This window comes from Gracilimonas halophila (assembly GCF_042684365.1).
GTDB classification, from domain to species: domain Bacteria; phylum Bacteroidota; class Rhodothermia; order Balneolales; family Balneolaceae; genus Gracilimonas; species Gracilimonas halophila.
The window spans coordinates 215,479-241,780 of sequence record NZ_JBHULI010000001.1; the positions used below are offsets into that span (position 1 = coordinate 215,479).

Annotated in this window: 23 protein-coding genes; 15 read left to right on the top strand and 8 right to left on the bottom strand. The window is 44.6% G+C overall.

Going from position 1 to position 26,302, the window contains the following annotated elements; translation table 11 throughout:
- Window positions 1-104: 104 nt before the first annotated feature.
- Complete coding sequence (locus ACFSVN_RS00950; protein ID WP_390297230.1) at window positions 105-596, bottom strand: GNAT family N-acetyltransferase; 492 nt, start codon at window positions 594-596, stop codon at window positions 105-107.
- Between the two features lie 233 nt (window positions 597-829).
- The gene (locus ACFSVN_RS00955) at window positions 830-2,107 is read right to left on the bottom strand and encodes a dipeptidase (RefSeq protein ID WP_390297233.1); all 1,278 of its coding nucleotides are present in this window, start codon (window positions 2,105-2,107) and stop codon (window positions 830-832) included.
- Between the two features lie 129 nt (window positions 2,108-2,236).
- Between ACFSVN_RS00955 and ACFSVN_RS00960 the strand changes: the two genes are divergently transcribed.
- From ACFSVN_RS00960 to ACFSVN_RS00980, 5 genes are all read left to right on the top strand, one after another.
- Entirely contained in the window at window positions 2,237-2,503 is a 267-nt protein-coding gene (locus ACFSVN_RS00960; RefSeq protein WP_390297236.1) for a GlsB/YeaQ/YmgE family stress response membrane protein, read from the top strand.
- Between the two features lie 181 nt (window positions 2,504-2,684).
- Entirely contained in the window at window positions 2,685-2,993 is a 309-nt protein-coding gene (locus ACFSVN_RS00965) for a hypothetical protein (protein ID WP_390297239.1), read from the top strand.
- A gap of 30 nt (window positions 2,994-3,023) precedes the next feature.
- The gene (locus tag ACFSVN_RS00970; protein WP_390297242.1) at window positions 3,024-3,743 is read left to right on the top strand and encodes a hypothetical protein; all 720 of its coding nucleotides are present in this window, start codon (window positions 3,024-3,026) and stop codon (window positions 3,741-3,743) included.
- A gap of 77 nt (window positions 3,744-3,820) precedes the next feature.
- Window positions 3,821-5,227, top strand: coding sequence for a Glu/Leu/Phe/Val family dehydrogenase (locus ACFSVN_RS00975; protein WP_390297245.1), 1,407 nt, complete (start codon window positions 3,821-3,823; stop codon window positions 5,225-5,227).
- A 73-nt stretch (window positions 5,228-5,300) separates the two neighbouring features.
- A complete protein-coding gene (locus ACFSVN_RS00980; RefSeq protein ID WP_390297248.1) occupies window positions 5,301-6,794 on the top strand; it encodes a sodium/proline symporter in 1,494 nt (497 codons plus the stop codon).
- Window positions 6,795-6,866: 72 nt separating this feature from the next.
- Here the strand turns inward: ACFSVN_RS00980 and ACFSVN_RS00985 are convergent, their stop codons facing one another.
- Together ACFSVN_RS00985 and ACFSVN_RS00990 are read right to left on the bottom strand one after the other, a co-directional pair.
- Window positions 6,867-7,475, bottom strand: a complete 609-nt coding sequence (locus ACFSVN_RS00985) for a trimeric intracellular cation channel family protein (RefSeq protein ID WP_390297251.1) — start codon at window positions 7,473-7,475, stop codon at window positions 6,867-6,869.
- A gap of 130 nt (window positions 7,476-7,605) precedes the next feature.
- Complete coding sequence (locus ACFSVN_RS00990; protein WP_390297254.1) at window positions 7,606-8,730, bottom strand: Mrp/NBP35 family ATP-binding protein; 1,125 nt, start codon at window positions 8,728-8,730, stop codon at window positions 7,606-7,608.
- Window positions 8,731-9,300: 570 nt separating this feature from the next.
- Between ACFSVN_RS00990 and gcvT the strand changes: the two genes are divergently transcribed.
- Genes gcvT through ACFSVN_RS01015 form a run of 5 tightly spaced genes read left to right on the top strand, consistent with a single transcriptional unit; the run spans window position 9,301 to window position 15,362 of the window.
- On the top strand, window positions 9,301-10,401 hold the full coding sequence (gcvT, locus tag ACFSVN_RS00995; RefSeq protein ID WP_390297257.1) for a glycine cleavage system aminomethyltransferase GcvT: 1,101 nt from the start codon (window positions 9,301-9,303) through the stop codon (window positions 10,399-10,401).
- 13 nt (window positions 10,402-10,414) lie between these two features.
- Entirely contained in the window at window positions 10,415-11,152 is a 738-nt protein-coding gene (locus ACFSVN_RS01000; RefSeq protein ID WP_390297260.1) for a 2-phosphosulfolactate phosphatase, read from the top strand.
- Window positions 11,145-13,664: an FtsK/SpoIIIE family DNA translocase gene (locus ACFSVN_RS01005; RefSeq protein WP_390297263.1), complete on the top strand. Its 2,520-nt coding sequence runs from the start codon at window positions 11,145-11,147 to the stop codon at window positions 13,662-13,664. The genes ACFSVN_RS01000 and ACFSVN_RS01005 overlap by 8 nt, the downstream gene beginning before the upstream one ends.
- Window positions 13,651-14,331: a LolA family protein gene (locus tag ACFSVN_RS01010; RefSeq protein ID WP_390297266.1), complete on the top strand. Its 681-nt coding sequence runs from the start codon at window positions 13,651-13,653 to the stop codon at window positions 14,329-14,331. The genes ACFSVN_RS01005 and ACFSVN_RS01010 overlap by 14 nt, the downstream gene beginning before the upstream one ends.
- A gap of 5 nt (window positions 14,332-14,336) precedes the next feature.
- Entirely contained in the window at window positions 14,337-15,362 is a 1,026-nt protein-coding gene (locus tag ACFSVN_RS01015; protein ID WP_390297269.1) for a lysylphosphatidylglycerol synthase transmembrane domain-containing protein, read from the top strand.
- Window positions 15,363-15,616: 254 nt separating this feature from the next.
- Here ACFSVN_RS01015 and ACFSVN_RS01020 read toward each other — a convergent pair whose 3' ends face one another.
- Complete coding sequence (locus ACFSVN_RS01020; protein ID WP_390297272.1) at window positions 15,617-15,955, bottom strand: hypothetical protein; 339 nt, start codon at window positions 15,953-15,955, stop codon at window positions 15,617-15,619.
- The gene (locus ACFSVN_RS01025) at window positions 15,952-18,369 is read right to left on the bottom strand and encodes a penicillin acylase family protein (protein ID WP_390297275.1); all 2,418 of its coding nucleotides are present in this window, start codon (window positions 18,367-18,369) and stop codon (window positions 15,952-15,954) included. The genes ACFSVN_RS01020 and ACFSVN_RS01025 overlap by 4 nt, the downstream gene beginning before the upstream one ends.
- 127 nt (window positions 18,370-18,496) lie before the next feature.
- Here ACFSVN_RS01025 and ACFSVN_RS01030 point away from each other — a divergent pair, with 127 nt between their 5' ends.
- A complete protein-coding gene (locus ACFSVN_RS01030; protein WP_390297278.1) occupies window positions 18,497-18,862 on the top strand; it encodes a four helix bundle protein in 366 nt (121 codons plus the stop codon).
- Between the two features lie 32 nt (window positions 18,863-18,894).
- Here ACFSVN_RS01030 and ACFSVN_RS01035 read toward each other — a convergent pair whose 3' ends face one another.
- Together ACFSVN_RS01035 and ACFSVN_RS01040 are read right to left on the bottom strand one after the other, a co-directional pair.
- Window positions 18,895-19,791 carry a dimethylarginine dimethylaminohydrolase family protein gene (locus ACFSVN_RS01035; protein WP_390297281.1) on the bottom strand — a complete coding sequence of 299 codons (897 nt, stop codon included), beginning with the start codon at window positions 19,789-19,791 and terminating at the stop codon, window positions 18,895-18,897.
- A 197-nt stretch (window positions 19,792-19,988) separates the two neighbouring features.
- Entirely contained in the window at window positions 19,989-20,351 is a 363-nt protein-coding gene (locus ACFSVN_RS01040; protein WP_390297284.1) for a four helix bundle protein, read from the bottom strand.
- 172 nt (window positions 20,352-20,523) lie between these two features.
- On the opposite strand from ACFSVN_RS01040, the gene ACFSVN_RS01045 reads away from it, so the two are divergent.
- The 4 genes from ACFSVN_RS01045 (at window position 20,524) to mdh (ending at window position 25,443) form a co-directional block, all read left to right on the top strand.
- A complete protein-coding gene (locus ACFSVN_RS01045) occupies window positions 20,524-21,717 on the top strand; it encodes a D-alanine--D-alanine ligase family protein (RefSeq protein WP_390297287.1) in 1,194 nt (397 codons plus the stop codon).
- Between the two features lie 73 nt (window positions 21,718-21,790).
- Window positions 21,791-23,221, top strand: coding sequence for an ABC transporter substrate-binding protein (locus ACFSVN_RS01050; protein ID WP_390297289.1), 1,431 nt, complete (start codon window positions 21,791-21,793; stop codon window positions 23,219-23,221).
- A complete protein-coding gene (locus ACFSVN_RS01055; RefSeq protein WP_390297292.1) occupies window positions 23,221-24,090 on the top strand; it encodes an NAD(+)/NADH kinase in 870 nt (289 codons plus the stop codon). Before ACFSVN_RS01050 ends, ACFSVN_RS01055 begins: the two co-directional genes overlap by 1 nt.
- 396 nt (window positions 24,091-24,486) lie before the next feature.
- Window positions 24,487-25,443 carry a malate dehydrogenase gene (gene mdh / locus ACFSVN_RS01060; RefSeq protein WP_390297295.1) on the top strand — a complete coding sequence of 319 codons (957 nt, stop codon included), beginning with the start codon at window positions 24,487-24,489 and terminating at the stop codon, window positions 25,441-25,443.
- Window positions 25,444-26,302 lie beyond the last annotated feature (859 nt).

Here is a 26,302-nt window from a genome sequence, read left to right on the forward strand (position 1 = left end):
TGGAAGCCGGAGCTTGGGAACGCATAAAATCTCAAAAAACTTCACCCCACAAAAAAAAGCCCCTTCCGCTAAGAAGAGGCTTCACTTCGATATTCGTTATTCTTTCACGCCAGGTCTTTGGTCATGAAATACCATTTGGGATCGCCGTATTCAAAATCCTGCTTTTCGTATAAACGTCGGGCAGGGTTGTCTTCACGAACTTCCAAAGTAATTTTGGAGCAGCCCATTTCCTTGGCTTCTTCCTCTATATTTTCCAGCATCATGGTTCCAATTCCCATTCCGCGTGCATCGGGGTGAACCGCTACATCGTGAATCTTGAACACTTTACTTGCTGTGAAGGTGGAAAAACCTACAAAACAGGTCACAATACCCAGCGCCTTTTCATCGGCATAAGCGATGTAGGTCATGGTGGTGGGCACTTTCTTCATTTCTGTGATCATATCAACGCGGACTTCCTCGTCCAGCGCCTGATCCTGCCCCATAGGATCTCTCGCAAAAAGGTCGACGATCTTGACTATATCGGAGGCGTGTTTAGAATTATTTAAATCGGCTTTTAAAATCTTGACATCTGTTGCGACGTCTGCTTCTGCAATCACTCTTGTTTGGTTTGATTAAAAATGGACCTAAAGTTAAGAATATTAGGCGCCGGTTTAAAATTTATATCTCCTTTCTAACTTTTCTTAGCAATTAGATAATTTGGCTTTAATTAGTTTATAGCAGTAAAAAGTCTATATAAAAAAAACGTGCCGACGCATAGCATCGGCACGAATCATATAAAAGAATCAGAAAGGCTGACTTGTTACGATCGCTCTGCGTCGTAACAAACAGATCACATCCCGTCTGCTACTGCCTGAACTTCATCCAGAACTCTCAGCAGGTTTCCACTCCACAGCATTGCGATCTCTTCTTCAGAATACCCTCGTTTCACCAGCTCATGGGTCACGTTGAAGGTTTCGGAAGCATCCATCCAGTTATAAACTCCGCCACCACCGTCGAAATCAGAACTGATCCCGACGTGCTCAATGCCGATCAGGTCTACCATATAATCGATATGATCCGCGAAATCAGCTACGCTAACCGGAGGGGTATTTACATTCACTTCATTCTCAATTCTCGGCTCTGCATTATCCTGAGCGGTTCGGTACATTTCCATATACTCTTCTCGTTCTTCATCGCTCATTTCACGGATATCTCCCCAGCCAACCATTTCAAAACCAAGTTTTTCGGCTTCTTCTTCCAAAATTGTGCGCGAAGCTTCCTGCCATGCTGCATGTTTTTCACCATCTACATAGCCACGGAAAGCAACGGTCTGAACTACTCCGCCATTTTCTTTCAGCCTCAGTAATTCTTCATCACTTAGGTTTCGACTGTGATCATACACTGCACGCGCAGAGGAATGCGAAGCGATCACCGGGGCTGCCGATAATTCCATGGTTTCCATGTTCGTGGTTTTGGCAGGATGTGAGATATCGATCATAATTCCGACCCGGTTCATTTCAGCGATCGCTTCACGACCAAGATCACTTAAGCCATTGTGCATCCATTCCCCGTCTCTTTCACCGGTGTTGGAATCGCCAAACTGGCTGTGACCATTATGGGTAAGCGACATATATCGGGCTCCACGATTATAAAACTCCTCAATTCGGGAAAGATCTTCCCCAACCGGATAGGCATTTTCAACTCCGATCATTGCTACTTTTTTACCTTCTGCCACAATTCTCCGAACATCTTCAGATGTTGTAGCAAGTTCAATCTGGTCGGGAGCAATTTCTTCTGTCAAGCGATGAATAGCATCAAACTTGCTGATCGCATTTTCATAGGCATCGGCATATCCCTCTTCCGTAAGCGTATCCTGGCCGGTATAAACAATAAGCCACGCTACATTAAGGCCGCCTTCTTCCATTTTGATCAGATCAACCTGAGTATCCAGTCGCTGCGTATAATTTGTTTCTTCGGTGAAGTTGTTCACGTTAATATCCACATGGGTATCCAGCGTAATTACCCGCTCATGAATATCCATGGCTTTATCAAATATTTCCTGCTCACTTGGGGCGCATCCCAAAAGAAGAGCAAAAGACAGTAAGGAAGAAAGAAGAATTGATTTCATAATATGTACAGTTCTTGTTAAGATTAGGCGGGGAATCTATATGAATTTTAGCAAAGTTGTATATCCATTCGGAACGTAAAGGCCTTATATCCCATTAATTTAATATATATTAACAAAAGGAGGGCTGTTATGACACTTATGAATATTTTGGCTTATATCACCATAGGACTTGTTATTGGATGGCTGAGTAGAATTATCACCAAAGACCGCGGGGTTACCATGTTTCCAAGCCTCGCATTTGGCGTTCTTGGTGCTGTGGCCGGAACTGCCATCGTGCATATTTTGGGATTGGCAGGAGCCGCTTTTTACGCAGTTGTAGGTGCAGTTGGAATGTTATTTACCGTGAACGTCTTTAGACAGGACGATCCCATCTTTTCTGAAACAGAAGCCCTCTGATTTGAGATTTTTTATGTGATCAAGGAACATTTTCCGGGGTTTGGGATTAGGTATTACAGAGAGACCTCTCAAACCTTAATTTTATTTCAGAATGAATGTAAAAGACCGAAGAGTACACCTGTTCCTTCAACTATTTTTTTTACTGATTGGTATATATCAAATAGTAAAACTCTTTGGGGGCATGCAAGCCAGCAATTATACAACAGGACTTTTCGAATTTCAGAATAATGAACTTCCTTTTCTTGTTCTCTCCGCTTCTCTTATTACCGGAATCACATCTCTTGTCACTTCTTTTGCCCTATGGACCAGAACCGCATGGGCATACGGATTCAGTCTTTTCACCTCGGGTATATTATTCATATATCATTTAATGAACCTGGGCAAAGCCATTGATCAAAATTCATACGAGATCATCCCCATCGTGATCGTACTAATCGTAATTCTGCAGAGCTTTCCATTTTTGCTGCGACGATCTTACCGAAGCATGTAACCCTGTGCCCTCTTTTTCGTTGAATCGGCTATGGATAAGATCTCCCAAAAAGATATAGACTGGCTGCTCAATCTCAATAAAACGGATGTACTCCAAACACCTGAGTCATCTGATACAAAAAAGAAATGGCTGCAATTTTTATTCTGGGGGCTGCTGATCACAGGGCTTGGGATCTTACCTTTTTTCATTCTTATTCGAACTTCAATTTTCCTCAATGTATCTTTTGGGTGGAATGGCTGGCTGGCTTTAGGCGGTGGAATCTTTGCAACCGTACTTTTGCTACTGCTCTATGTACTTTTCCTCTTCAGAAGAACCTCGAATAAACGACTACTTCTCAAATTCAGCCTTGCCGGACTTGGTACACTCGTATTTGCCTTTTGCTTTTACGGAGTGATGTACCTCTCCTCTGTCAATGCCAAAAACGATGAAGTACGGCAGGTGTACCGCTCCATGCATCCTATCCTGCGGGTGGCCATAGCAACCACAACGCTGGCTGATGGTGATCTGGTAATTACCGATATCCAAAGAACTCCCGCAGATTATGCCGCAATGGGAATCCCCCTGAATGAACGCTCACTCCACTTCGCCCAGTCCTCCGGCTATGTACATGCCATAGACCTCAGAACTTTAGGACATACTGAATTCAGAAATTTACTGCTCCAAACATCACTCCGTATGATGGGTTTAAAAACCATCCGGCATGTTGGCACGGCCGACCATCTTCACATTGCCCTCCCGACCTCGTTTTAAAAACGGCTTTTCCTTGTATCTGTGTAAGATAATTGCGACCATCAGTCACGATTTAAATAAGAAAGGAGAAAAGGAATATGTCCACCTATAAATTCTACGAGCAGGTAAATATAAACTTTGACAAAGCAGCCAAATACACCCGCTTCGACAAAGGAATACTTGCCCAGATCAAGATTTGTAACACCGTATACCATGTAACATTTCCCGTACAACGAGATGACGGGACCATTGAAGTTATTGAAGGATGGCGGGTTGAGCACAGTCATCATAAAACTCCAACCAAAGGTGGTATTCGATTCAGTCATAAAGTGGACGAAGATGAAACCATGGCTTTAGCCGCTTTAATGTCTTATAAATGCGCCATTGTTGACGTTCCTTTTGGGGGAGCAAAAGGAGGGGTAAAGATCAGTACCAGGGACTATTCTGAAACCGAGCTCGAACGCATTACCCGCCGTTATACCTATGAGCTCATTAAAAAAGGATTTATCGGACCGGGTATTGATGTACCTGCTCCTGATTATGGAACCGGCGCCAAAGAAATGGGCTGGATCCTGGATACCTACCGCCAAATGAAAGATGACCTAAACGCTGAAGCTTGTGTTACCGGAAAGCCTATCCAGCAAGGTGGTATTCGTGGACGTACTGAAGCAACCGGACGAGGAGTTTACTTTGGCATACGTGAAGCCTGCAATATCAAAGAAGACATGAAAAATGTCGGGTTGGAAACAGGTATTGAAGGTAAAACTTTTGTAGTACAGGGTCTGGGTAACGTAGGGTATCATGCCTCAAAGTATATGACCGAAGCCGGAGCTAAGTTAATTGGAGTTGCTGAGATCGAGGGCTCAATTTATGATGAAAATGGTATTGATCTCGAAGAACTGATGGACTATCGCAAGGTTAACGGTTCCATCATAGGATTTGGAAATTCCAAAGAGCTCAAGGAAAGAGACGATGCCCTGTTTCTTGAATGTGACATTCTTATTCCTGCGGCTTTAGAGAGTCAGATCACCGGTGACAATGCTGATAAAGTAAAAGCCAAGATCATCGCTGAGGCTGCTAACGGTCCTACAACAGCAGATGGGCATGATATTTTAAAGAATCGTGGAGCTCTAATTCTTCCGGATTCATATCTGAATGCAGGTGGTGTGGTCGTCTCCTATTTTGAGTGGCTTAAAAATATTCAGCATGTTCGGTTCGGCCGCATGGGTAAACGATTTGACGAAACCAGTTTGAAAAAAATACTGGGTGTTATCGAAAACATTTCAGATCGTAAATTTACTGATGCCGAACTGGAAGATCTTGCTCACGGCGCAGAGGAATATGACCTGGTTGATTCGGGCCTCGAAGAAACCATGATCACTGCCTATCAAGAGATCGTTAACATCCGGAATGAACATGATCTGGATGATCTTCGTACTGCGGCATTCATCAGTGCCATCAATAAGATCGGTATCATGTACGAACAAATGGGTATTTTCCCGTGATATTTATGTATCCCTATTATTATTAAAATCCCGTAGGGGCGTATCGCAATACGCCCCTACATTATTTTAAACTATGGATGAATTAAACACCATATCAATTGACGGCAGCGGCTACGTATTGGCCGCATTTATAGGATATCTGATCATTTTGTTCGGGATCGGCATTTACTCAGCCCGTTTCTCTTCAGAAGGTATTTCCGAATTTTTTATTGGCGGACGAAAAATGAATCGGCTGGTAGTAGCCCTGTCAGCCGTGGTTTCAGGTCGCAGTGCGTGGCTGCTGCTTGGCGTCACGGGGATGGCCTATGCCCAGGGAGCTTCCGCGCTTTGGGCTACCGTTGGCTATATTGTGGTGGAATGGTTTCTGTTCATGTACTATGCCAAACGGCTTCGCACCTTTACTGAAACCTATGACTGTATCACCGTCCCCGATTTCTTTGCCGAACGCTTTGACGATAAAACAGGCAGTCTTCGCGCTATTCTTGTTATCATCTTCCTGATCTTTATGGTGGGTTATGTTTCTTCACAATTCGTGGCCGGAGGAAAAGCCTTTGCTTCCAGCTTCGGGATCACTCAAACAAACGGAGTGATATTATCCGCAGTCATCATTTTGCTTTACACCGTTTTAGGTGGATTTATGGCGGTCAGCCTTACCGATACAATCCAGGCTTTTTTCATGATCATCGCTTTGGTCTTCTTACCGATCATCGCTATTTGGAATTTGGGCGGATGGGGTGCTATGGCCGAGCAACTCACCCTTCACGAAATCGGATTCATCGATCCATTTGCCCTGGGTTTTGGGGCTTTTATAGGATTTGTGGGAATTGGATTAGGCTCTCCGGGTAATCCCCATATCCTCTCCCGGTATATGTCCATCGACGATGCAAAACAGCTTAAATACGCAGCCGTTGTCGGCACTATCTGGAATGTGTTGATGGCAGGAGGAGCGGTCATGATCGGGCTGGTCGGTCGGGCTTATTTCCCCGAAGTATCAATGTTACCCGGCTCCGATACCGAAAACCTGTACCCGCTTTTGGCTCAAACTCAGCTTCATCCCATTTTATTCGGAGTAGTGATCGCCTCCATTTTTGCGGCCATTATGTCCACAGCTGATTCACAGTTATTGGTTGCTGCCTCCAGTGTTGTCCGAGATGTATATGACAAGCTCATCAAAAAAGACGAAGAGCTTTCGCAGAAGAAGCTCGTTCTTTATAGCCGGATTGTAGTGGTTTTCTTAGTGATCTTATCGTTGATCTTCGGCTTGGTTGCCGAGAACATCGTATTCTGGTTGGTTCTGTTTGCCTGGGCCGGCTTGGGAGCCTCCATCGGCCCGACTTCCATTATGGCACTGTACTGGAAGAAAACCACTAAATCAGGTGTAATTGCAGGACTCCTTACCGGAACCTTTGTAACCATCATCTGGTATTTTGTGCCCGTTTTGAAGGATAATATGTATGAGCTCATCCCCGGATTTTCCCTTGGGCTGTTTGCCACCTGGATCGTCAGTAAATTCACCCAAACACCGGAGAATATCGAAGAGCATTTTGAGGAGATGGTGAAGGAATAGGTTAATTCCTAAGTACCAAATCCCAAGCACCAAGTTCCAAAAATTGGTCATTGGGATTTGGGATGTAGCACTTTACACCTTCTTCATCTTCGGCAGGGACCAATTCATTTTTATGGATACCGTCCGAATGGTAATGATAAAGGCTGTTGTGATGAGATAGTTCAGGTTGTTGGGAAGATTGAATTCCAATCCTACATAAAATATAACAGCTCCCGCTAAACATGCCGTCGCATAAATTTCCTTCCTGAAAATAAGTGGGATCTCACGACATAAAACATCCCGGGTTACTCCACCAACCACGGCTGTGATCATTCCCATCAACCCCGCAATGAAGGGACTCAGACCTAATGAAAGTGCTTTTTCCATCCCGATAATGGTAAATAGGGCAATTCCAATGGTATCAAAAATGAAAAGCGTTTTACTGAAGTTGTTGAGTCTTTTGCCCATCACAAAGGTAAAGGGAACGGCAGCTAATATCACCAAGGGATAGGTTATATCGGCCATCCAGGTTATGGGGTGATTATTGAGCAACAGATCCCGAACCGTTCCTCCTCCGATGGCCGTCACAAATCCTACCACGGTTGCGCCAAAAATATCCATATCATTCCGCGATGCCACACGAATACCGCTAATAGCGAATACGAACGTACCGATAAGGTCGAGGATGTGGATTATGTCCATTTTTAAATATATAAATCGTCCATCGAAAATGGGTCGTTCGGTCTATCGTATTTCAATCATACTGATTTGCGATAGACCGATTAACGAAAAACCGAATTACGATTTAAAAACCCGTTTGTCTTGAAACCATTTATGGCCTGAATTTAATATCCACCTTCTTGGTCGGGGATTGCTCTTTCAGCCTAATTGCCAGCTGCTGCTCCATGTTTCCGGTGACTTCCATCAGGGCTGTTGCAGCCGGTGACTCGGTATCTTCCAATACGATCGGCTTCCCGGAATCGCCACCTTCGCGGAGGGTTTGCTGAAGAGGTACTTCACCTAACACCGGCACATTCATTTCCTGCGCAAGGTGTGAAGCTCCGCCCTGTCCAAAGATATAATATTTCTTATCCGGCATATCCGGTGGAGTGAAATAGGCCATATTCTCGACCACGCCCAATACGGGTACGTTCACTTTTTTGAACATCGCCACCCCTTTGCGGGCATCATCCAGTGCCACGGTTTGAGGTGTTGAGACGATCACAGCCCCGGTCAACGGAACGGACTGCACAATGGTAAGCTGAATGTCACCGGTTCCGGGAGGAAGGTCCATGATCATATAATCGAGTTCACCCCATTCCACGTCCGTCATAAATTGTTTGATGGCGCTGGTGGCCATCGGGCCTCGCCATACCATAGCCTGATCCACATCCACCAGAAAACCCATGGAAACCAGCTTGATGCTATATTTCTCGTGTGGAACTAATTTCTTTGCAGTTGTGATATTCGGCCGATCGTGGATATTGAACATAGTTGGGATGCTTGGACCGTAGATATCGGTATCCATCAGTCCAACTTTGTAGCCTTTCTTCGCTAAAGCAGCAGCAATATTTACGGCTACGGTAGATTTACCCACTCCGCCTTTTCCGGATGCCACGGCAATGATGTTCTTTACTCCGGGCAGAATTTCTTGCTGTTGAGCCTGTTGTTGTCCCGGCTTCGAATCCTCCATCTCTTTTCTCTTGGAGAGATTCACGGCCATCTGAATATCCACGATGGCTTCCTTGTCTATGAATTTCTGAATGGCTTCTTCACACTTCTCGCGAAGCTGATTTTCCAGCTCCTCATTCTTCTCAGGAAACTCGAGTGTAAATGATACATATTTATCCTGAACGATCACATCCTGAACCATATCCAGCGAAATAAGATCGCGCTGTTCGGAAGGATGTAGAATCTGGCTGAGTGCTGATTTAACCTGTTCTTTGTTAATTGACATGAATTTATTTTGAACCTAATGTTGATGAACGGTCATACTTTCAATTTCGGAGCTAAAGATAAGAATTCTTTGCCTTGGATATGAAAACAGATGATGCCGGATATTGCGTTCATCAGTTACCAAGAAAACACGAAAGAGGGGAGTAAATATTTTTACAGCATCTTCATGGATGCAAGACCTTGTTAACCACACCCCACGAAATTCAAAAAGGAACAGCTTTTTGAATTGCTCTCCCCTCAAGGGGAGACTATTTATTGTAATATCAATATGTATATAGATGAGGAATCCTCAAATTAACTCCACCCCGATAAATCCTCCCTTGAGGGAGGTGCAGAGATTTAGCTTGCTAAGAAATACGCGGAGGGTGCCTGTAGCTAAGGCCTCCATTAAATTAATCCACTTAAACACCCTTTATCACTGACTCATTTATCTAAAATAAACATTCCCAATAAATGCCTATGTTTAGCCGATTTTTGGCAAACAAACCCTTACCTTTCACACGATCATTAACAGGAATTTCGGGTGCTGTTTCTTATCCGCTATTCTTTAACATAGATTTTAATTTCACTCATGTCCAAGAAGACTTCATTTTACGCTATCCACGAAAAAGCCGGAGCCAAGCTGGTTGAGTTCGCCGGCTTCCAAATGCCGGTTCAATATGCAGGAATAAAAACCGAACACGCCGCCGTACGTGAGGGCGTTGGAATTTTTGACGTCTCGCACATGGGAGAGTTTTACATCAGCGGACCGGAGGCACTGGACCTTATTCAAAAAGTGACCGTTAATGATGCCTCTAAACTTACGGAAGGTAAAGCGCAATACACATGCATGTGTTATGAGGATGGCGGAATCGTGGATGACCTGATCGTCTATAAGCTCTTTAATGATGCCGGTTACATGGCTGTGGTAAATGCATCCAATATCGAAAAAGACCTGAACTGGATCTTAGACAATAATGCGTTTGACGCGGAAGTAAAGGATCGATCCGACGATACCTGCCTGCTTGCCGTACAAGGGCCAAAATCCATTGAAACCCTCCAAAAACTTACCGACTTGGATCTGAGTGATATCGGCTTTTATTCCTTTAAGATGGGGAGCCTGGCCGGAATGGATGACGTCGTATTTTCAGCTACAGGCTACACCGGAGAAAAGGGCTTTGAACTGTATTTTGATAAGAATCAGGTTGATCCTGAAAAAATATGGAATGCCATCATGGAAGCCGGTGAAGAATATGGTATTGAACCTTGTGGCCTTGGTGCTCGTGATACTCTCCGACTCGAAATGGGGTTTGCACTATATGGCAACGACATCACCAAAGATACTCATCCACTGGAAGCCAGGCTTGGCTGGATCACCAAGTTTGAAAAAGGAGATTTTATTGGTAAAGAAGTCCTGCAGCAGAAAAAAGAAGAAGGACTTAAACGACAGCTTGTAGGTTTTGTAGTGGAAGGCGATCGGAACATTCCACGTCAGGGCTATGAGATCCAAAATGATGCAGGAGAAGCCATTGGGGAAGTCACAAGCGGAACAATGTCCATAACTTTAGGTAAAGGTATAGGGATGGGTTATGTAGCTAAAGAATTAGCAGCTGAAGGAACAGAGATACAGATCGCCATTCGTAAAAAAACAGCAAAGGCGACCGTAACCCGGCCTCCATTCATAAAGAGATAACAAAAGAGAGACTATGCCAGAAATTAACTATATAGACGTTTTCTTTTCCGTACAGGCTTTTCAGGAAGAAGAGCTGCGCGGAAAATCAGCGGTTATCATTGACGTACTTCGTGCGTCATCATCCATCACTACAGCCATTAGTAACGGAGCCAAAAAGGTGATCCCTGTTGCCGATATGAGTGATGCCATGAAGATCGCAACCACCATGGATCAGAAAGATTATTTGTTGTGCGGTGAAAAGAACGGGACGAAGATCGAGGGATATCACCTGGGTAATTCTCCGGCAGAATATGAACCGGAAGTGGTGAAGGGTAAAACACTGATATTCAATACTACCAACGGAACAAAGGCAATCAAAAAAGCCTCTCTTGCAAATGAGGTATATGTGGGTTCATTCCTGAATCAGCAGGCTATTTTGAATGCGTTGCAGAAACACGATGATGAGATCGTATTGATATGCTCGGGATGGCAGGGACGCCTTGCCATTGAAGACACTCTTTTTGCGGGTTCATTGCTACACGCTGTTTCAGGAGGAAACCTCCCCGATAATGCCAAAGACGGAGCTAAAGTAGCATTTGGTCTTTTCGAAAAATATGGAGATGATCTAGCAGGAGCCATCAGTAAAAGTGATCATGCAAAAAGATTGGCTGAGCTGGTTCCAAATAGCGATATTGAATTTTGTTGTAAAGTAAATGAATTTGACGTACTTCCCGGAATGCGGGACGGAATCCTCACAAATTTAAATGGCTAAGAACAACTTAAATACATCTACAAATACTCCCGGTTTAGACGCTAACCGCAAAAAAGAGATCATCGGCATCATCATAATGTCGATCGCTGTTCTTTTAGGGCTGAGTATTTTCTCCTACAATGCCGGAGATTACCAATATGCCCGCAGTATCTCTTTTATAGATCTGTTCAACCCGGATGCAAATTCCCGACTGGTACAAAACTGGCTCGGCCCGGTTGGAGCCTATTTATCACATTATTTAGTACACAGCCTGTTCGGATACACCAGTATCATTTTAGCATTGATCATTGGCTATCACGGCTGGCATACTTTTCGTCGGCGTGACTTCAAAGACCTTGGATGGCTCACCGTTCTTTCTATCTGGGGGATGATCCTGCTTTCCACTTTTATTGGGTGGCTGACTACCAACGCAGACTTTCCTGATGATTCCATCTGGAGCGGAGCTGCCGGAATTGCCATCGCTCAGGTTTTATATAACATCACGAATATCGGATCTATCATCATTCTTTCTGTACTGATGCTGGTAACCATGCTGATGTTTGTGGATCGCGATCTTCAGAAAACTATCGACAGTGTTAAGCTGTGGATCGAAAATATTCAGGAGAAAATGGAAGAGCGCCGTGCTGCTCGCCAGCTTCGTAAAGAAGAGAAAGCAAAAGAACGGGAAAAACGCCTTGCTGAAAAAAGAGCCGCCAAAGCACAGAAGAAGTCAGAGAAGGAAGAAGAGGAAGAACTTAAAAAACAGCCCATCTCAGAAACTAAGGATGAGAAGGAACCCGTAAAACCGGCTCCATCCATTGATGAGTTGGTGGAGAAGTCTGAGGAAGAAGATCAGAAAAAACGGGAAAAGGAACAGTCTGAAGTAAAGACACTTGATACCCGCCAGCGAGCTTCCCTTGAAAAAGAAGAGGAGATCGATGACGAGGAAGACGATATCGAAGTTTCCGTCTATGTTGGTAAAGGAGACGAGCAGGCAGATGAAAAAGACCTCGACAAGCTGAATAAAGAAAAAGCGAAGGAAGTCCCGGTCATAAAGTACAAATTCCCGACTGTAGATCTGCTGGACCCTCCCCCCAGTGAAGGCAATGAAGTGGACCTTGAAGAGATCAAGGAAAACAAGCGCATCATCCTCGACAAGCTGAAGCGACACAAAATTGAGATCGTGGGTATTAACGCTATTGTTGGGCCTACTGTTACTTTATATGAACTGGAGCCCGCGCCGGATGTCAAGATCTCCAAGATCGAGAGCTATTCGAATGACCTTAAAATGGCTACTGCATCCAAAGGATTGAGGATGATCTCACCTATTCCAGGGAAATCAGCAGTAGGAATTGAAGTACCAAATACGACACGCGAAACAGTATATATCAAGCAGGTGCTCAACACCAAGAAATTTGTGGAAACCGATTTTGTTCTTCCGGTCGCATTTGGTAAGACCATCGAAAATGAAGTGTTCATGATCGACCTGACCAAGATGCCTCACTTGCTTATTGCAGGTGCAACAGGTTCAGGTAAATCGGTGGGTATCAATACTATTATTACTTGTTTGCTATACAAATGCCATCCGGATAATCTGAAATTCGTGATGATAGATCCCAAGAAGATCGAGCTTTCACTATATCGCAATATTCAGAATCACTTTTTGGCGATGCTGCCCGATTCTGACGAGCCGATCATCACCGATACTTCCAAGGCACAGGATACACTTGAGAGTTTGTGTAAGGAGATGGATGAGCGCTATGACCTGCTTAAAATGGCCATGGTTCGTGACATCAAATCCTACAACGAAAAATATAAAACCGGTGAACTGGATGAGGAATTAGGTCACCGACACCTGCCCTACATCGTGGTGATCATCGATGAGCTTGCTGACCTGATGATGACAGCCGGAAAGCAGATCGAAGAACCTATCGCCCGACTTGCACAACTCGCCCGGGCCATCGGAATTCACCTTGTGGTAGCTACACAGCGACCATCCGTAAACGTAATTACCGGTACTATCAAAGCCAACTTCCCTGCCCGAATTGCCTACCAGGTAGCTTCAAAAGTGGATTCAAGAACTATTTTAGATCAGGGTGGTGCCGATCAATTGATCGGGATGGGAGATATGTTGTTCAACAACGGAACCGGTATGATCCGAATCCAAAATGCATTCGTTTCAACTGAAGAAGTTGAGAAGATAAACTCCTTTATTGGTCAACAGGCAGGGTATAAGGAACCTTTCCATCTGCCTATCATAAAAGATGATACTTCAGAGATCCCCGATCCGTTAGAGGATATAGATGAATACTTTGAGGCAGCCGCCAAACTGGTGATCCTTCATCAGCAGGGCTCAGTCTCATTGTTGCAGCGCAAACTCAAGATCGGCTATAACCGCGCCGGCAGAATCATAGATCAATTATTTAATGCAGGCATTGTTGGACCATATCAAGGCAGTACCGCACGCGACGTGCTTATTCAGGACGAAGATGAACTTCAGGAACTTTTGGATAACCTGGATGAGTATGATTAAAAGGAGTCAGAACGCAGAATTCAGAACTCAGTTTGTTCCGAACCGTGGGTTCGGAAGGTTTGCAAAGGGATTATTGTCACTTCTTGTCTTAATTCTGATCTCAAGTGCCGGTCTTTTTGCTCAGACTCCGAACTTTGATCAGCTTAAAGAACGCTTTGATACCGGGGAGGTTTTTTCTGCTGAATTTGATCACACCTACACGGATTCCTACACCGAAGAAGTAGTAAGCAGCTCAGGCAGCATCTGGATCGATAAGGTCCGCTATAAACTGGAAAGTGAAGGTCAAACCGTGGTGGTGGATGGTGAAAATTCCCGGGTGTATGACCCCAACCGGAATCGGGTTATCATAGATACCTACTACCCCGAAGACGATGACTTTGCTCCATCCCGGATGCTCAGCGGTATTGATTCCACCTATTCCGTTTCAGAAGAAAAGATCAGTGGGCGAACGAGAGTTACCCTTACTTCTAATGATGATTTTGCAGTCTTTGTTAGAGTCGAGATACTGCTTGATGCCCAACTTCGCCCATTGGAAATTAAAGCCTGGGACATTTCAGATAATGAGATCGTTACAACCTTCACGAACGGTACTTTTCAACAATCTGAGACGGGGTTATTTGAACTTTCCTATCCGGATGATGCCGAAATCATTGATATGAGATATTGATTAATATGCAGGGAAAGAAATTATTAAAAGTGATCGGGAGTATCTTACTGGGAGTCCTCTTCCTTTGGCTGGCCTTTAAAGAAGTCGAGTTTTCTGAAGTCGTTGAATCAACACGTGGCATGTCATGGTTATGGATACTACCCTTTGCCCTTGTTACCCTCGGCGCTCATTATATCCGGGCTCTACGCTGGGAGATGCTCTTCACCAATAAAGAGAAAGTACCTGCAAAAACCACTTTGTTTACCGGAGTGATGTTTGGGTATCTCGTTAATATTCCCCTTCCCAGAGTGGGTGAAGTGGCCCGTCCGGTTTATGTAGCCAAACAAGTGGATGAAAGCAGCAGCAAGATCATCGGTACTATTGTTTTGGAGCGAATTATAGATGTAATTGGAATGCTTTTGCTAATGGCTTTCGTGGTCGTTTTTCTGATCGCAGATCCACAGGTTCTTTCCCGGCTTTTTGGTGTCGACATTACTGATCCCGATACACAGCTTAACCTCATCTTTTCTTTAGTGAAGTATGGCGCTATCGCCCTGGCAGTACTCGGAATTCTATATTGGCTATTCAGGAAAGCGGGCGAGCAAACGGAAGGGAAAGCCGCCGACTTCGTTCACAAGATCCAGAAGATCATTCGCACTTTTGTGGATGGCGTACTTGCCATCCGGGAACTTAAAAACTGGCCACTATTCATTTTCCATTCCCTGTTGATCTGGATCTTTTACATCAGCATGACCTACATCGGCTTTTTTATGTTTGATATGCAGGGTGAATTCGGGCTTGGCTTTACAGAAGCCACCGTGTTAACCGTAGTGAGTGCAGTCGGTATTGCCATCCCCACACCGGGAGGAATTGGGACCTATCACCTTTTCATTACCAAAGCTCTTTTCATTTTCTATGCCGTCCCGGAAGCTACGGGACTCGCTTATGCCACTATTGCTCATGCTGCTACTTTGCTCATCATTTTAATTTCTTCCCCCACGCTATTAGCACTTGATAAATATCTGGGAATGAAGCGAGAGAGAGAAAGTTAGGTTTTAGTGGTGGTTAAATGAATATAATCTGTGGTTCCGGCACCCCTCGGTAAAATCAGTGAACTAATTTTACCTCTCCCCTCAAGGGGAGATTTTTCGTTTTCGAAATTCAAGCTATCTCTTATTGACAAATACGTTACTTAAAATAGCCTTGGAAAGTCCTCCCTTGAGGGAGGTGCCGACCGAATGGGAGGCGGGGGGTGCTATTGGTGCTCATGATGACAGCATTGGGATACAAAATTTGCAGCCTCACTTCATACCAAACTAATAATGAACCAAAACGCCAGAAGTGCCGCCACGGTAAAGATCACTAAGCTCATCACCCCAGAATATCCGGCTTCACTTTTCAGGTACCCATAAAAACCAAATACAGCTGAAGCTGTACTCAGCCCAAAGAATGTAAGCGTGATGCCAAATGGATTTCGCATGGATTCCGGAAAATAACTCATCAACTGCTGCACCTGCTCAAAATAGGTCATCGATTCACTTCCCTGAATAGACATCCAGAGCAACAGGTACAGAAGCGGAAGTATCAGCAGTAAAAGGCTGATACGAATATAATTTCTAACGCTGCGGATGTTGTCCTGAGTCATCCTTCGCTCCCGCTTAGCTTAAGTATATATTCATATTCTTCCGGCTCTTCCCGTAAAAAGTTCAGCCCAAATAACTCACCGGTACGCCAATCCTCCACCATATCGTCATAATTTGGAGAACCGGGATTGCCGGACTGCCCACCGGGGTAAACGCCCCAGCCTTTCACTTCCGGGCCCAATTCAACTACCATCCTCCATGAAGGGCCGTGTGTACCACGTACGGCATTGACTGCCTCAGCAGCACCGCTGCTGAATAAATTTTGAGCTCCGAAACCGGGAATATTTGCAATATGATTCAGGTCGTTATCAATGTCATACCCCCACTTCCAATTCTCGAGATCCTCTCCATAATAGTCAACCAGGCTTGTAACAACCTCTTTAAAGGTTCTCGTTACGATATCTTCCACCGATTCTATTTCCGGAGTATTGATGTCATCCATAAAGGTCATCTCCGGGTCTTCTTTGATCACCTCCACAAAAATATCGCGGGAAGGATAGCGAAGGCTGGCATCCGTGGCGTTATACTCGTCATCAAAAACTGCCCGGTAGAACCGGTTTCTCCAGGTCAAATATACCGTAGGTTGTATGAGTTCTGCCTCCATCATAAAATCCCAGTCACGCATCATGTCCAATACTTCCATTTCTTTGTCGGATAACTCATCAGAATTTGTCCATGCTATCATTTCCGGTATGATGGTGGACGCGTTATAGGCAAAATTATCCATCTGCATACGCTGCATATCCTGTGGAGTGATGTCTTCCATTTCAGTCAACAGGTCATTTATTCTTCGCCCGCGTTCATAAGGGGCGAAATCATCATCCAGATAATAGGGGTAATCGGGAGCAGCTGATTCCTGATTTGCTGAACTCACAAATCCCCGCTCCGGGTTTTTTATGTGAGGGTTTTGTTCGGATGGGATCCATCCCTGCCAATCATATCGCGGGTCAGTTCCGTCACTCACCGTACGCCCCTGAAATTCCCATTTTCTTGGGAGTTTTCCTGATACCCATAATCCAATATCTCCGGCAGTATCAGCAAAAACAAAATTCTGAGCAGGGGCTGTATAATGGCTTACTGCTTCCTCATAATCCTCATAATTAGCCATTTTATTAAACTGGTAAAATGTCCTGAGATCATTGGAAGGTTCATGCGCGATCCATTTTAAGGCATGGTACACCGGTTCGCCCTCACCAACAGCCGGATCGACTTCAAAGACAGGGCCATGATGCGTATATATCACGGTATCCAACACTGTTTCTCCACCCCGCACTTTCACTTCTTCTATCCTACTCGTGGTTGGCTTCCACTGTCCATCGTGCCAGTATTGCTGTTTGGTCTCATCACGGAATTGAATTTCATACCAATCCATCACATCGGAACCCACATTGGTAGTCCCCCAGGCTGTTTGTTCATTGAAACCAATGATGATGGCCGGTGAACCCTGCAGGGTAACGCCATAGGAATTATAGCCCGGAGCAGAGAGCTGCATCTCATACCAGATGGATGGGAGCGTCAGGCCAAGGTGAGGGTCGTTAGCCAGAATAGGATACCCTGAGGCCGTCTTATCACCACTCACCACCCAGTTGTTACTCCCTATTCCCTCTTGATGCGGAAAGGGGTCGATCACTTTTGAGACACTCGGAACAAAAAGCGAATCGGGTTTCTCAGGAACATTTGCTTCAAAATCCCATTCGCGTGAAGGCGGTATGATCGGGTCGTTGAGTTCCGGTTTTTGTGTAAAATATTTTTCTACAAAATCTTCCCCAAAATATTGGATGGTATTGCTGGTTCGCACATCATTATGGCGACCGGCCAGCATGCGGGTCATGTTCTTTAGCAGATATGCCGTCTTGGCGGCGTGCCATTTTTCCGGAGTAAAATTCAGGACCTTATACTCCAATGGATATTCCGCCGGTGAAAGCTGATCGATCCAGGCATTCACGCCATCAGCATAGGCCTGTACCGCAGCTAGCATTTCCGGGTCTTTGCGGATCTCCTCAAACGCTTTTTCCGCTCCATATACCATTCCTAATCTGCGGGTATTTAGGTCTCGATTGATCAATGCAGGCCCCACAACCTCAGCAAGCCTTCCTGCTGCATCATAGGTTTGCATCTCCATCTGAAAAAGTCGGTCACGCGCTACGATATACCCCTGAGCCATGAATAGATCATGTTCATTTTCGGCATAGATATGAGGCACATTTCGTTCGTCAAAATAGACACGAACTTCATCCTGTAATCCGGGGATGTTAAGCTCCTGTGATTCCGGAGTCGAAGTTTCAGCATTTGCCCAGAACCCGGCATCCGGATCAAAAAACTTCCCCAGCGGCGGAACGGCTCCAAATTTGGTGTTGAGGGCGAATATTAAGGTAAGGAGGATGATTCCGGAGATCGAGGCTTTAGCTACTTGCATGAAGAGGGGTGTTAAGGTGTTATAGTGCGACGGTGTTACGGTTCTTTAAGACCTAAATTAAAATTTTTTTGTAAGGAATTGTTTTGAGATCGCTCTAAGTATATAGATCCTAACTATTAAATGTACTATGACTAAAATCACACGATTTCAAGATTTGAATTGCTGGAAAGAAGCCAGAATATTGGTAAAGAAAAATTACAAAATCAGCAGCCAAGGAGCATTTAGTAAAGATTATGGGCTTAGAGATCAAGTCAGAAGGGCTTCCGTTTCCATAATGACCAACATTGCTGAAGGTTTTTCCAGATTTCATCGAAAAGATTCTGTTCGATTTTTTGATTTCGCGCAAAGCTCTGCAGCCGAGGTCCAAAGTTTACTTTATGTGGCTGAAGATTTAGGATATATCTCGCAGGAAAATGCTGAATCACTTAGAGAGGATGCTTTGAGGTGCCAAAAAATGACTCTTTCCCTCATCAAACATTTTAAAAACACCTGAAACCGTAACACCGTCGCACTGTAACACTATATTTACCACAACAACATCTTCATACAAAATACCGAACCGCCGCTTTTCAGGAATTCATAGGTGCTGAATTCGTGGACTTTAAAACCCAGTTCTTTCAGTTTATGATTTACATCCACACAGCCTTGCTGAATAAAAACATTCTTTCCATCCGGACAGGTAGCATTACAGGCAAACAATTTCTCCGCCTCATATTTTGACGCTTCGATCACATTTTTAAAAAGCGCACGGATCAACTCCAATCCTTCATCGGTAAACGCTTTGGGGTAGATCATTGCAGTATCGGAATCGAGGATACAAAGACAAGTATCAAGGTGATAGAACCGGTCGTCAATAAGTTCAAGAGCAATGACCGGGGTATCAAAGATATCCGAGATCACATCATACACTTCCTTTGAGGAACGGTAGCCATATCCACCCCATATAAGTCGCTTTTTGAAATGCCAGAGCGCATCCCCCATTCCCTCAAAATCTGTGAACCTGGAGTGATCAAGATGAACTATATCGTAACTGCTGTCCTCGTACACCTTCTGGATAAACGGAACTTCCCCCTTACGCTGATCAGAATGCATCACACTCATGATCACTTCCTTTTTTCCATCTTTGGTGATATTCGGCAAGCTTTGGTTTGCACAAAAAACCATGTCGGGGAATCCGCGCTGGCCGGGCTCAACATGCACATATAAACCAAGCTCTTCATAGGCCCCTTTAAGGTGCTCCCATTCATTTTGAGCAGCGAGCTTATCTACATCCCCTATATTCCCCTCCATATGCGGGTTGATGACATACTCAACCGAAAAATAGGTTGGCTTCACCAATAGTACCTTCTCCGGCGCCGGCATCGGCTCAAGATCTGAAATACTGAAATCTAATTGATTTAAGGATGTAATAACTTTATTCATGCATGCAATAATTTTGGGGTTTGAACAGAACAGTGAATATTGAAAATATCAAAATGAGGAACAAGCACAAGTTTTAACAAATATCAGGATAAAGAAGTCAGTAATCAGAATTCAGGAATCAGGATATTCTGAGTTCTGAAGAAACAAGATATGCGTATGATCGATTTTTGATTAGTTATTTTAGAAGTTTCTCTGTTTTAACTTCTTAGGTTCTTTTGTGAGGTCTGAATACTCCGCACCATAATGGCTATCAATTCATTATTCTCTTTCAATGCAAAAATTAAGGTTGACTTATTTTTATATAGTTTTGCCTTGTAAAGGATTCTTAAATTAACAAACGATTCTCTTAGCTCTTTTAATACTAATTGTAACTTGTGAATAAAATCTTTCATGGATTCTGCGCTTTGCGCTTCTCCATAATTCAAAGCCGGTGATGTACCCGACCTTAGCAGTTGTCCTGAAAGATGTTTCCCTGCCTTAGATTTAGGTATCTCATTCATTAACTCTATGATCTGTACTGCAAAATCAATCAATCTTTCCTCTAATTCGTTACTCTTCATTCTACCCCATTTTAATTTTGATTTATTAGTTAGAGTGATGAAAAGAAGATTCCTTACACTTTTTTTAATTCTCAAGTCAAAAATCGAAAATTGATCATTCGAAAATGATTTTTCTTCATTAACAATTATCCCCAAACAATCCTATTTTCGGCTATAATCTTACATAAGCACTATGTCCCAAAAAAATCTTATTGTTGCCTTCGGTGGCGTATCTCCTGAACATGAAGTATCAGTATTAACCGCCATTCAGGCTATCTCAGCCTTAGAGGAAAGCTCCTATAACTGCATCCCATTGTATGTCACCAAATCGGGCCGGTGGCTGACCGGGGGAAAACTGTTGGATCTCAGTAATTATAAAGAGATCAACCAGCTCGAAAATGACGCTGTTTCCTGCGCTTTCGTTAAAGATGAAACCGGCCGGACACTGCTAAAAGAGCAAGAAAATTCCGGATTTTTTTCTAAACCCAAAAGCTTCCCGGTCTATGCGGTACTTTGCGCTTTTCATGGAAGTGAGGGTGAAAACGGGAGTTTTCAGGGGGTATGTGAGATGATGAATATTCCATACACGGGAAGCGGCGTTTTAGGTTCTTCCCTGGGGATGGACAAAGTGAAAGCCAAACTGGTGGCAGCCGCCAATGGCATTCCCGTTACCAAAGCCGTGAATTTCTACGAAAGCGACTGGGAACAAGAGCAGGAAGACATTATCACCGTTGCCGAAGATTTTGACTACCCACTGATCGTGAAACCGGCCAGTCTTGGAAGCAGTATAGGGGTGGCCATAGCCAATGACCGGGAGGAATTAGTGAATGCCGTTGAAACGGCGTTCCGTTACGATGCCCACCTGCTCATCGAAGAAGCCGTAAATCCATTGATGGAGATCAACTGCTCCGTGATCGGTACTCCGGAAGACTGCAAACCCAGCGTCTGTGAAAAACCTTTGGGCAAAACAGAAACCCTTTCTTTTGAGGACAAATATCAAAGCGGCGGTGGTGGTGACAAAGGCATGGCTTCGGCCGACCGTATTATTCCTGCCGATATTTCGGATGAACTGACACGGAAGATCCAGTCCCTGGCAACCAAGACCTTTTCGACCCTGGATGCTTCCGGTTTGGCCCGGCTCGATTTCCTTGTGAATGCCAATAGTAAGGAAGTCTATTTCAATGAGATCAATACCATCCCGGGGTCCTTTTCCTTTTATCTGTGGGAGAAATCAGATCTGCGTTTTGATAAGCTGCTGACTGAACTTATCGAGATCGGATTGAAAAAACATCGTGAAAATAACGGACGCGTGCGTAGTTATGAAACCAATCTGTTAAGTGAAAAAGCCATCAAAGGGATCAAAGGGCTGAAAGGGAGTAAAAATTAAGGTTTTAAGTTCTAATATGGAATGATTTCCGCCGTTGATATCTTCAATTATATAAACATAAAGGCATAATCTGATGAAAAAGCTGTTTCTATATGTACTCCCGTTCCTGCTGATTACATCCTGTGGAAAAGGACCTGAAACAGTTACGGTGAGACCCGATACTTCCGAACTTTTTACTGCTCCTGACTCTGCTGTCAGTGAAACTGAATCCGATGACGATGAATTCACTCAGATCAAAATTGGGGAGCCAGCAAGCATTAACTCACTCGATCCGCTTTTTGCAGAATCGAGCAGTGAATGGAGAGCCATCCATCTTATTTATGAAACACTGATAAGCTTAGATGAAAATGGAGAACCCGCACCCGGCCTAGCCAAAAGCTGGACCGTTAATGAAGACTCCACTCAGTTTGTTTTTCACCTGAACGCAACCACCACTTTCCACGACTCTCCATTCTTTGAAAGTAACACCGGCCGCAGAGTTGTAGCTTCCGATATCAAATTCATCTTTGACCGGATGGCAAACAACAACGTCCCTGATTTTGCAGCAGATCATTTTGAGGATATTCTCGGTTTTTCCGCCTATCACTCCGAGCAAACCTTCATCAAAGATGCTGACCGAAGAGTCTATTCTACCATTGAAGGCATCAGGGCACGTAATGACTCTACGGTTGTATTTATCATGAACAGCCCTGCCGGTGATCTTTTGAACCGTCTTGCACATCCGATGACTTCAGTATATCCGAAGGAAAGCGTTCGATCACAGACCAAGCCCATACAACAGGCTGTAGGAACCGGAGCCTTTCGGTTTATCCAAAAAGAGAAGCAGGCCCACCTTCTTACTGTCAATGAAAACTATACCGGAGACCAACCGGATATAGACCGATTAGATATTATTTCCGGACTGAATGAACGGGATCTGTTTCAGAATTTTGCCAGAATGGACCTGCATGCGCTGATTGAGTTAAGCCCATCAAGCATATTGACCGTAGCCGACTCAACAGGGAGGCTGTTACAAAGTTATTATCAGGATTATTCACTGAGCAGAAGCGGCGCCACATCGGATTACTCACTGTACTTCAATCAAAACTCAGGACAGGCAGATCAGCTTAATGAAGCCATTCCATTGCTGAACCGCAGGACTTTATTGAACACCCCGGCACTGGGATCCATTTCTGTTGATAGTGTGGAGGCCCCGACATCAGCCAACCCTTCCAACGGGTCTCAGTTTATCGTTACCCAAACCAAGCATCCATTTTATCAGTTCTTATTGAATACAATTGCTCCTCAGTTCAGCCAAACCGGTACTAGTTTTTCGATGAGCGCCTCTTATGCAATGTCCGATAAAACCACGTTCGCCACACTTCGCTATCCGGGAACTGAACTATTTTTAAGCTGGGAGAGCCCGCTTTATATTCTCAGTCATACCGATGTTTCAGGTATCAGGATCAACCACCAGCCCTGGAACATAGATCTTTCTGAATTGAAACTAAACCGGAGCAATTGATGAAACTCGGGATCATCGCAAATCCTCAGAAATATGAAGTCCGGGAAGTCCTGCAGAAAACGATCGAATGGGCCGAGCGAAAGGAGATCTCTCTTTTCATCCACTCCCGGATCTGCGAAGAAACCGGGCTAAATAACAGCGAATATATACAGAAGACCTCCTCCGACGAAGACTCTATAAAAGCTTGTGATATTGTTCTTGTGATGGGTGGAGACGGAACCATTTTATATACGGCTCGAATTGCCAAAAACCTGGGAAAACCCATTCTGGGCATCAACAGTGGCCGGCTTGGCTTTATGGCCAATACTCAGATCGAAGATCTTGAGTACGCATTGGAGTGTCTGCTCGATAATAATTTCACCTTAGATAAACGCTCATTCCTTAAAGCCACTACGCCGGATGGACAGGAATTCCATGCGCTCAATGAGTTTCTCTTTACCCGAAAAGATTCTATCTCTATGGTAAATGTAACGGCTGAATATGACGGAAGCCTGATCAACACCTATTGGGCGGATGGACTGATCGTGGCTTCGCCAACGGGATCCACGGCTTACAGTTTGGCATCCGGAGGTCCTATTGTGGCTCCGGGCACAGAAGTGTTTTTGGTCACCCCCATCAACCCGCACACCTTGACAACCCGGCCCCTGGTATTAAATTCGGCCAACCCGCTTAAGGTGATCATTGATAAGCAAGAGAATGAAGTCCTGTTTTCCTATGACGGACAGGCTCATGAGATACAAAGCTTCCCTTTCGAAGTAGAGATCCTGAAATCAGAGCTAACCTTCGACCTCATTCACCTGCCGGGTCAAGACTATTTTGAGACCCTGCGTAATAAATTGATGTGGGGAATGGATAGGAGAAGGAAGTAGGTTTTTGTGGGGGGTTAGTGAAGATGGAAGAGCCTTTGGCGACCACACCCCTCGCAATCAATTCAGGAACAACTGAATTGATTGAGCTCCCCTCAAGGGGAGACTGCAGAATATCGAATATTGAACAGTAGAACACTGAATATCGAAGTGTGTTGATCACTTCTGCATTCGTGATTGAATATTCCTCTGTTCAATATTCAGGGAGTCCTCCCTTGAGGGAGGTGCCGACCGAATGGGAGGCGGAGGGTGTGGATTGGGGCTACGCCACTTACCTTATTTCACCGCCAAAAACAATCCTTCATTAATTACAAATATCAACATCTAAAATTCTTATTTTTGAGGGATAATTCGGGAAAAATTTTATAACAAGTAATCTTAATTAAAAATCATCCTAAAATGAAAGTAACAGTTGTTGGAGCCGGAGGTAACGTTGGCTCAACCGTAGTTGACGCACTTGCACAACGCGATATTTGCAAAGAGATCGTAGCCGTAGATATTGAAAAGAAAGATGGAGACAAGACGTTCTATCCATCTAAAGGACGCGGTTTGGATCAGTGGGAATCTGCCCCTATCCATCTCTTTGACACCCGCATCAACGGAACCGTTGATTATGCTGATACCGCAGGATCTGACGTTTGCGTGATCACTGCCGGTGTTCCACGTCGCCCGGGCATGAGTCGTGATGACCTGCTTGAGATCAATGCTAACATTGTGAGTTCCGTAAGTAAGGATCTCGCCAAACATTCCCCTGACACGATCATCATCGTGGTTTCAAACCCGTTGGATGTGATGGTTCAGGTAGCACAAGAGGCAAGCGGACTTCCGCATAACAAAGTAATGGGGATGGCCGGTATTCTTGATACCGCACGTTTCCGTGCTTTCATCGCAAGCGAACTGGACGTATCTCCAAAAGACATTCAAGCCCTTTTGATGGGTGGACATGGTGACACCATGGTTCCGCTTCCACGATTCACAACCCTTTCAGGAATGCCTATCACCCACTTCATCAAAGAAGAGCGATTGGACGAGATCGTTGAGCGCGCCAAGAAAGGCGGCGGCGAGATCGTAGGGTTGATGGGAACCTCAGCCTGGTATGCTCCCGGTGCTGCAGCAGCTCAGATGGTAGAAGCCATCCTGCTCGACCAAAACCGAATTTTCCCGGTTTGCGCGCACATCGATGGTGAGTATGGAATTGATGACCTTTACATTGGCGTGCCCGTAAAGCTTGGCACCGGCGGTGTGAAAGAAGTAATTGAAGTTGAATTAAACGAAAAAGAACAGCAACTTCTGGATGAGTCAGCCAAAGCCGTTCGCGGTACTTTGGAAGACTTTCGTAAATTAATGAACAAGTAAACTAAACACGAGGACTAAGGTCTTCACTACTTGCACTTATCCCTCACATGATCTTTCGTGTGAGGGATTTTTTTTGTTTGATGATTTGCGATCCGCCATCGGTGAATGATCGATTTTTGAAGTGGCTGAAGTAGTGAGAGCAAAAGAGCCCCTGGCGACCACACCCCTCGCAATACAAGCAGGAACTGCTGCTTGTATTGATCTCCCCTCAAGGGGAGACTGCAGAATATCGAATATTGAACAGTAGAACACTGAATATCGAAGTGTGTTGATCACTTCTGCATTAGTGATTGAATATTCCTCTGTTCAATATTCAGGGAGACCTCCCTTGAGGGAGGTGCCGACCGAATGGGAGGCGGAGGGTGTGAATTGGGGCTATGCCGTTTTCCCCAGCAATTCTTTCACTTTGACTTCCAAATACCATTCACACTTTTTCCTTATTAGTCGTCTTCCCGAGTGCGTGCCAAATAGCCCGGGGCAATATCATTGAACACGAGGGATCTCAAAGGTTAAGCTACTTGCCAGGTCAACCTTTGATATCCTTCGCGACAAAACCCCCAAACCTGCATTCAACCCCACTTCGCTCAGGATGACGACTTTGGGGGGATAGAACTAAAAGAACAAACAAGGCCTTACTTAACTAATACACTCGCCTCCGTCTTCATCCCGAGTGCGTACCAATAAGCCAGGGGCAAAACCATTGAACACGAGGGATCTCAAGGTTTGCACTACCTGCCAGGTCAACCTTTGATATCCTTCGCGGCAAACCTTCCAAACCTACATTCAACTCCACTTCGCTCAGGATGACGACTTTGGGGGGATAGAACTAAAAGAACAAACAAGGCCTTACTTAACTAAT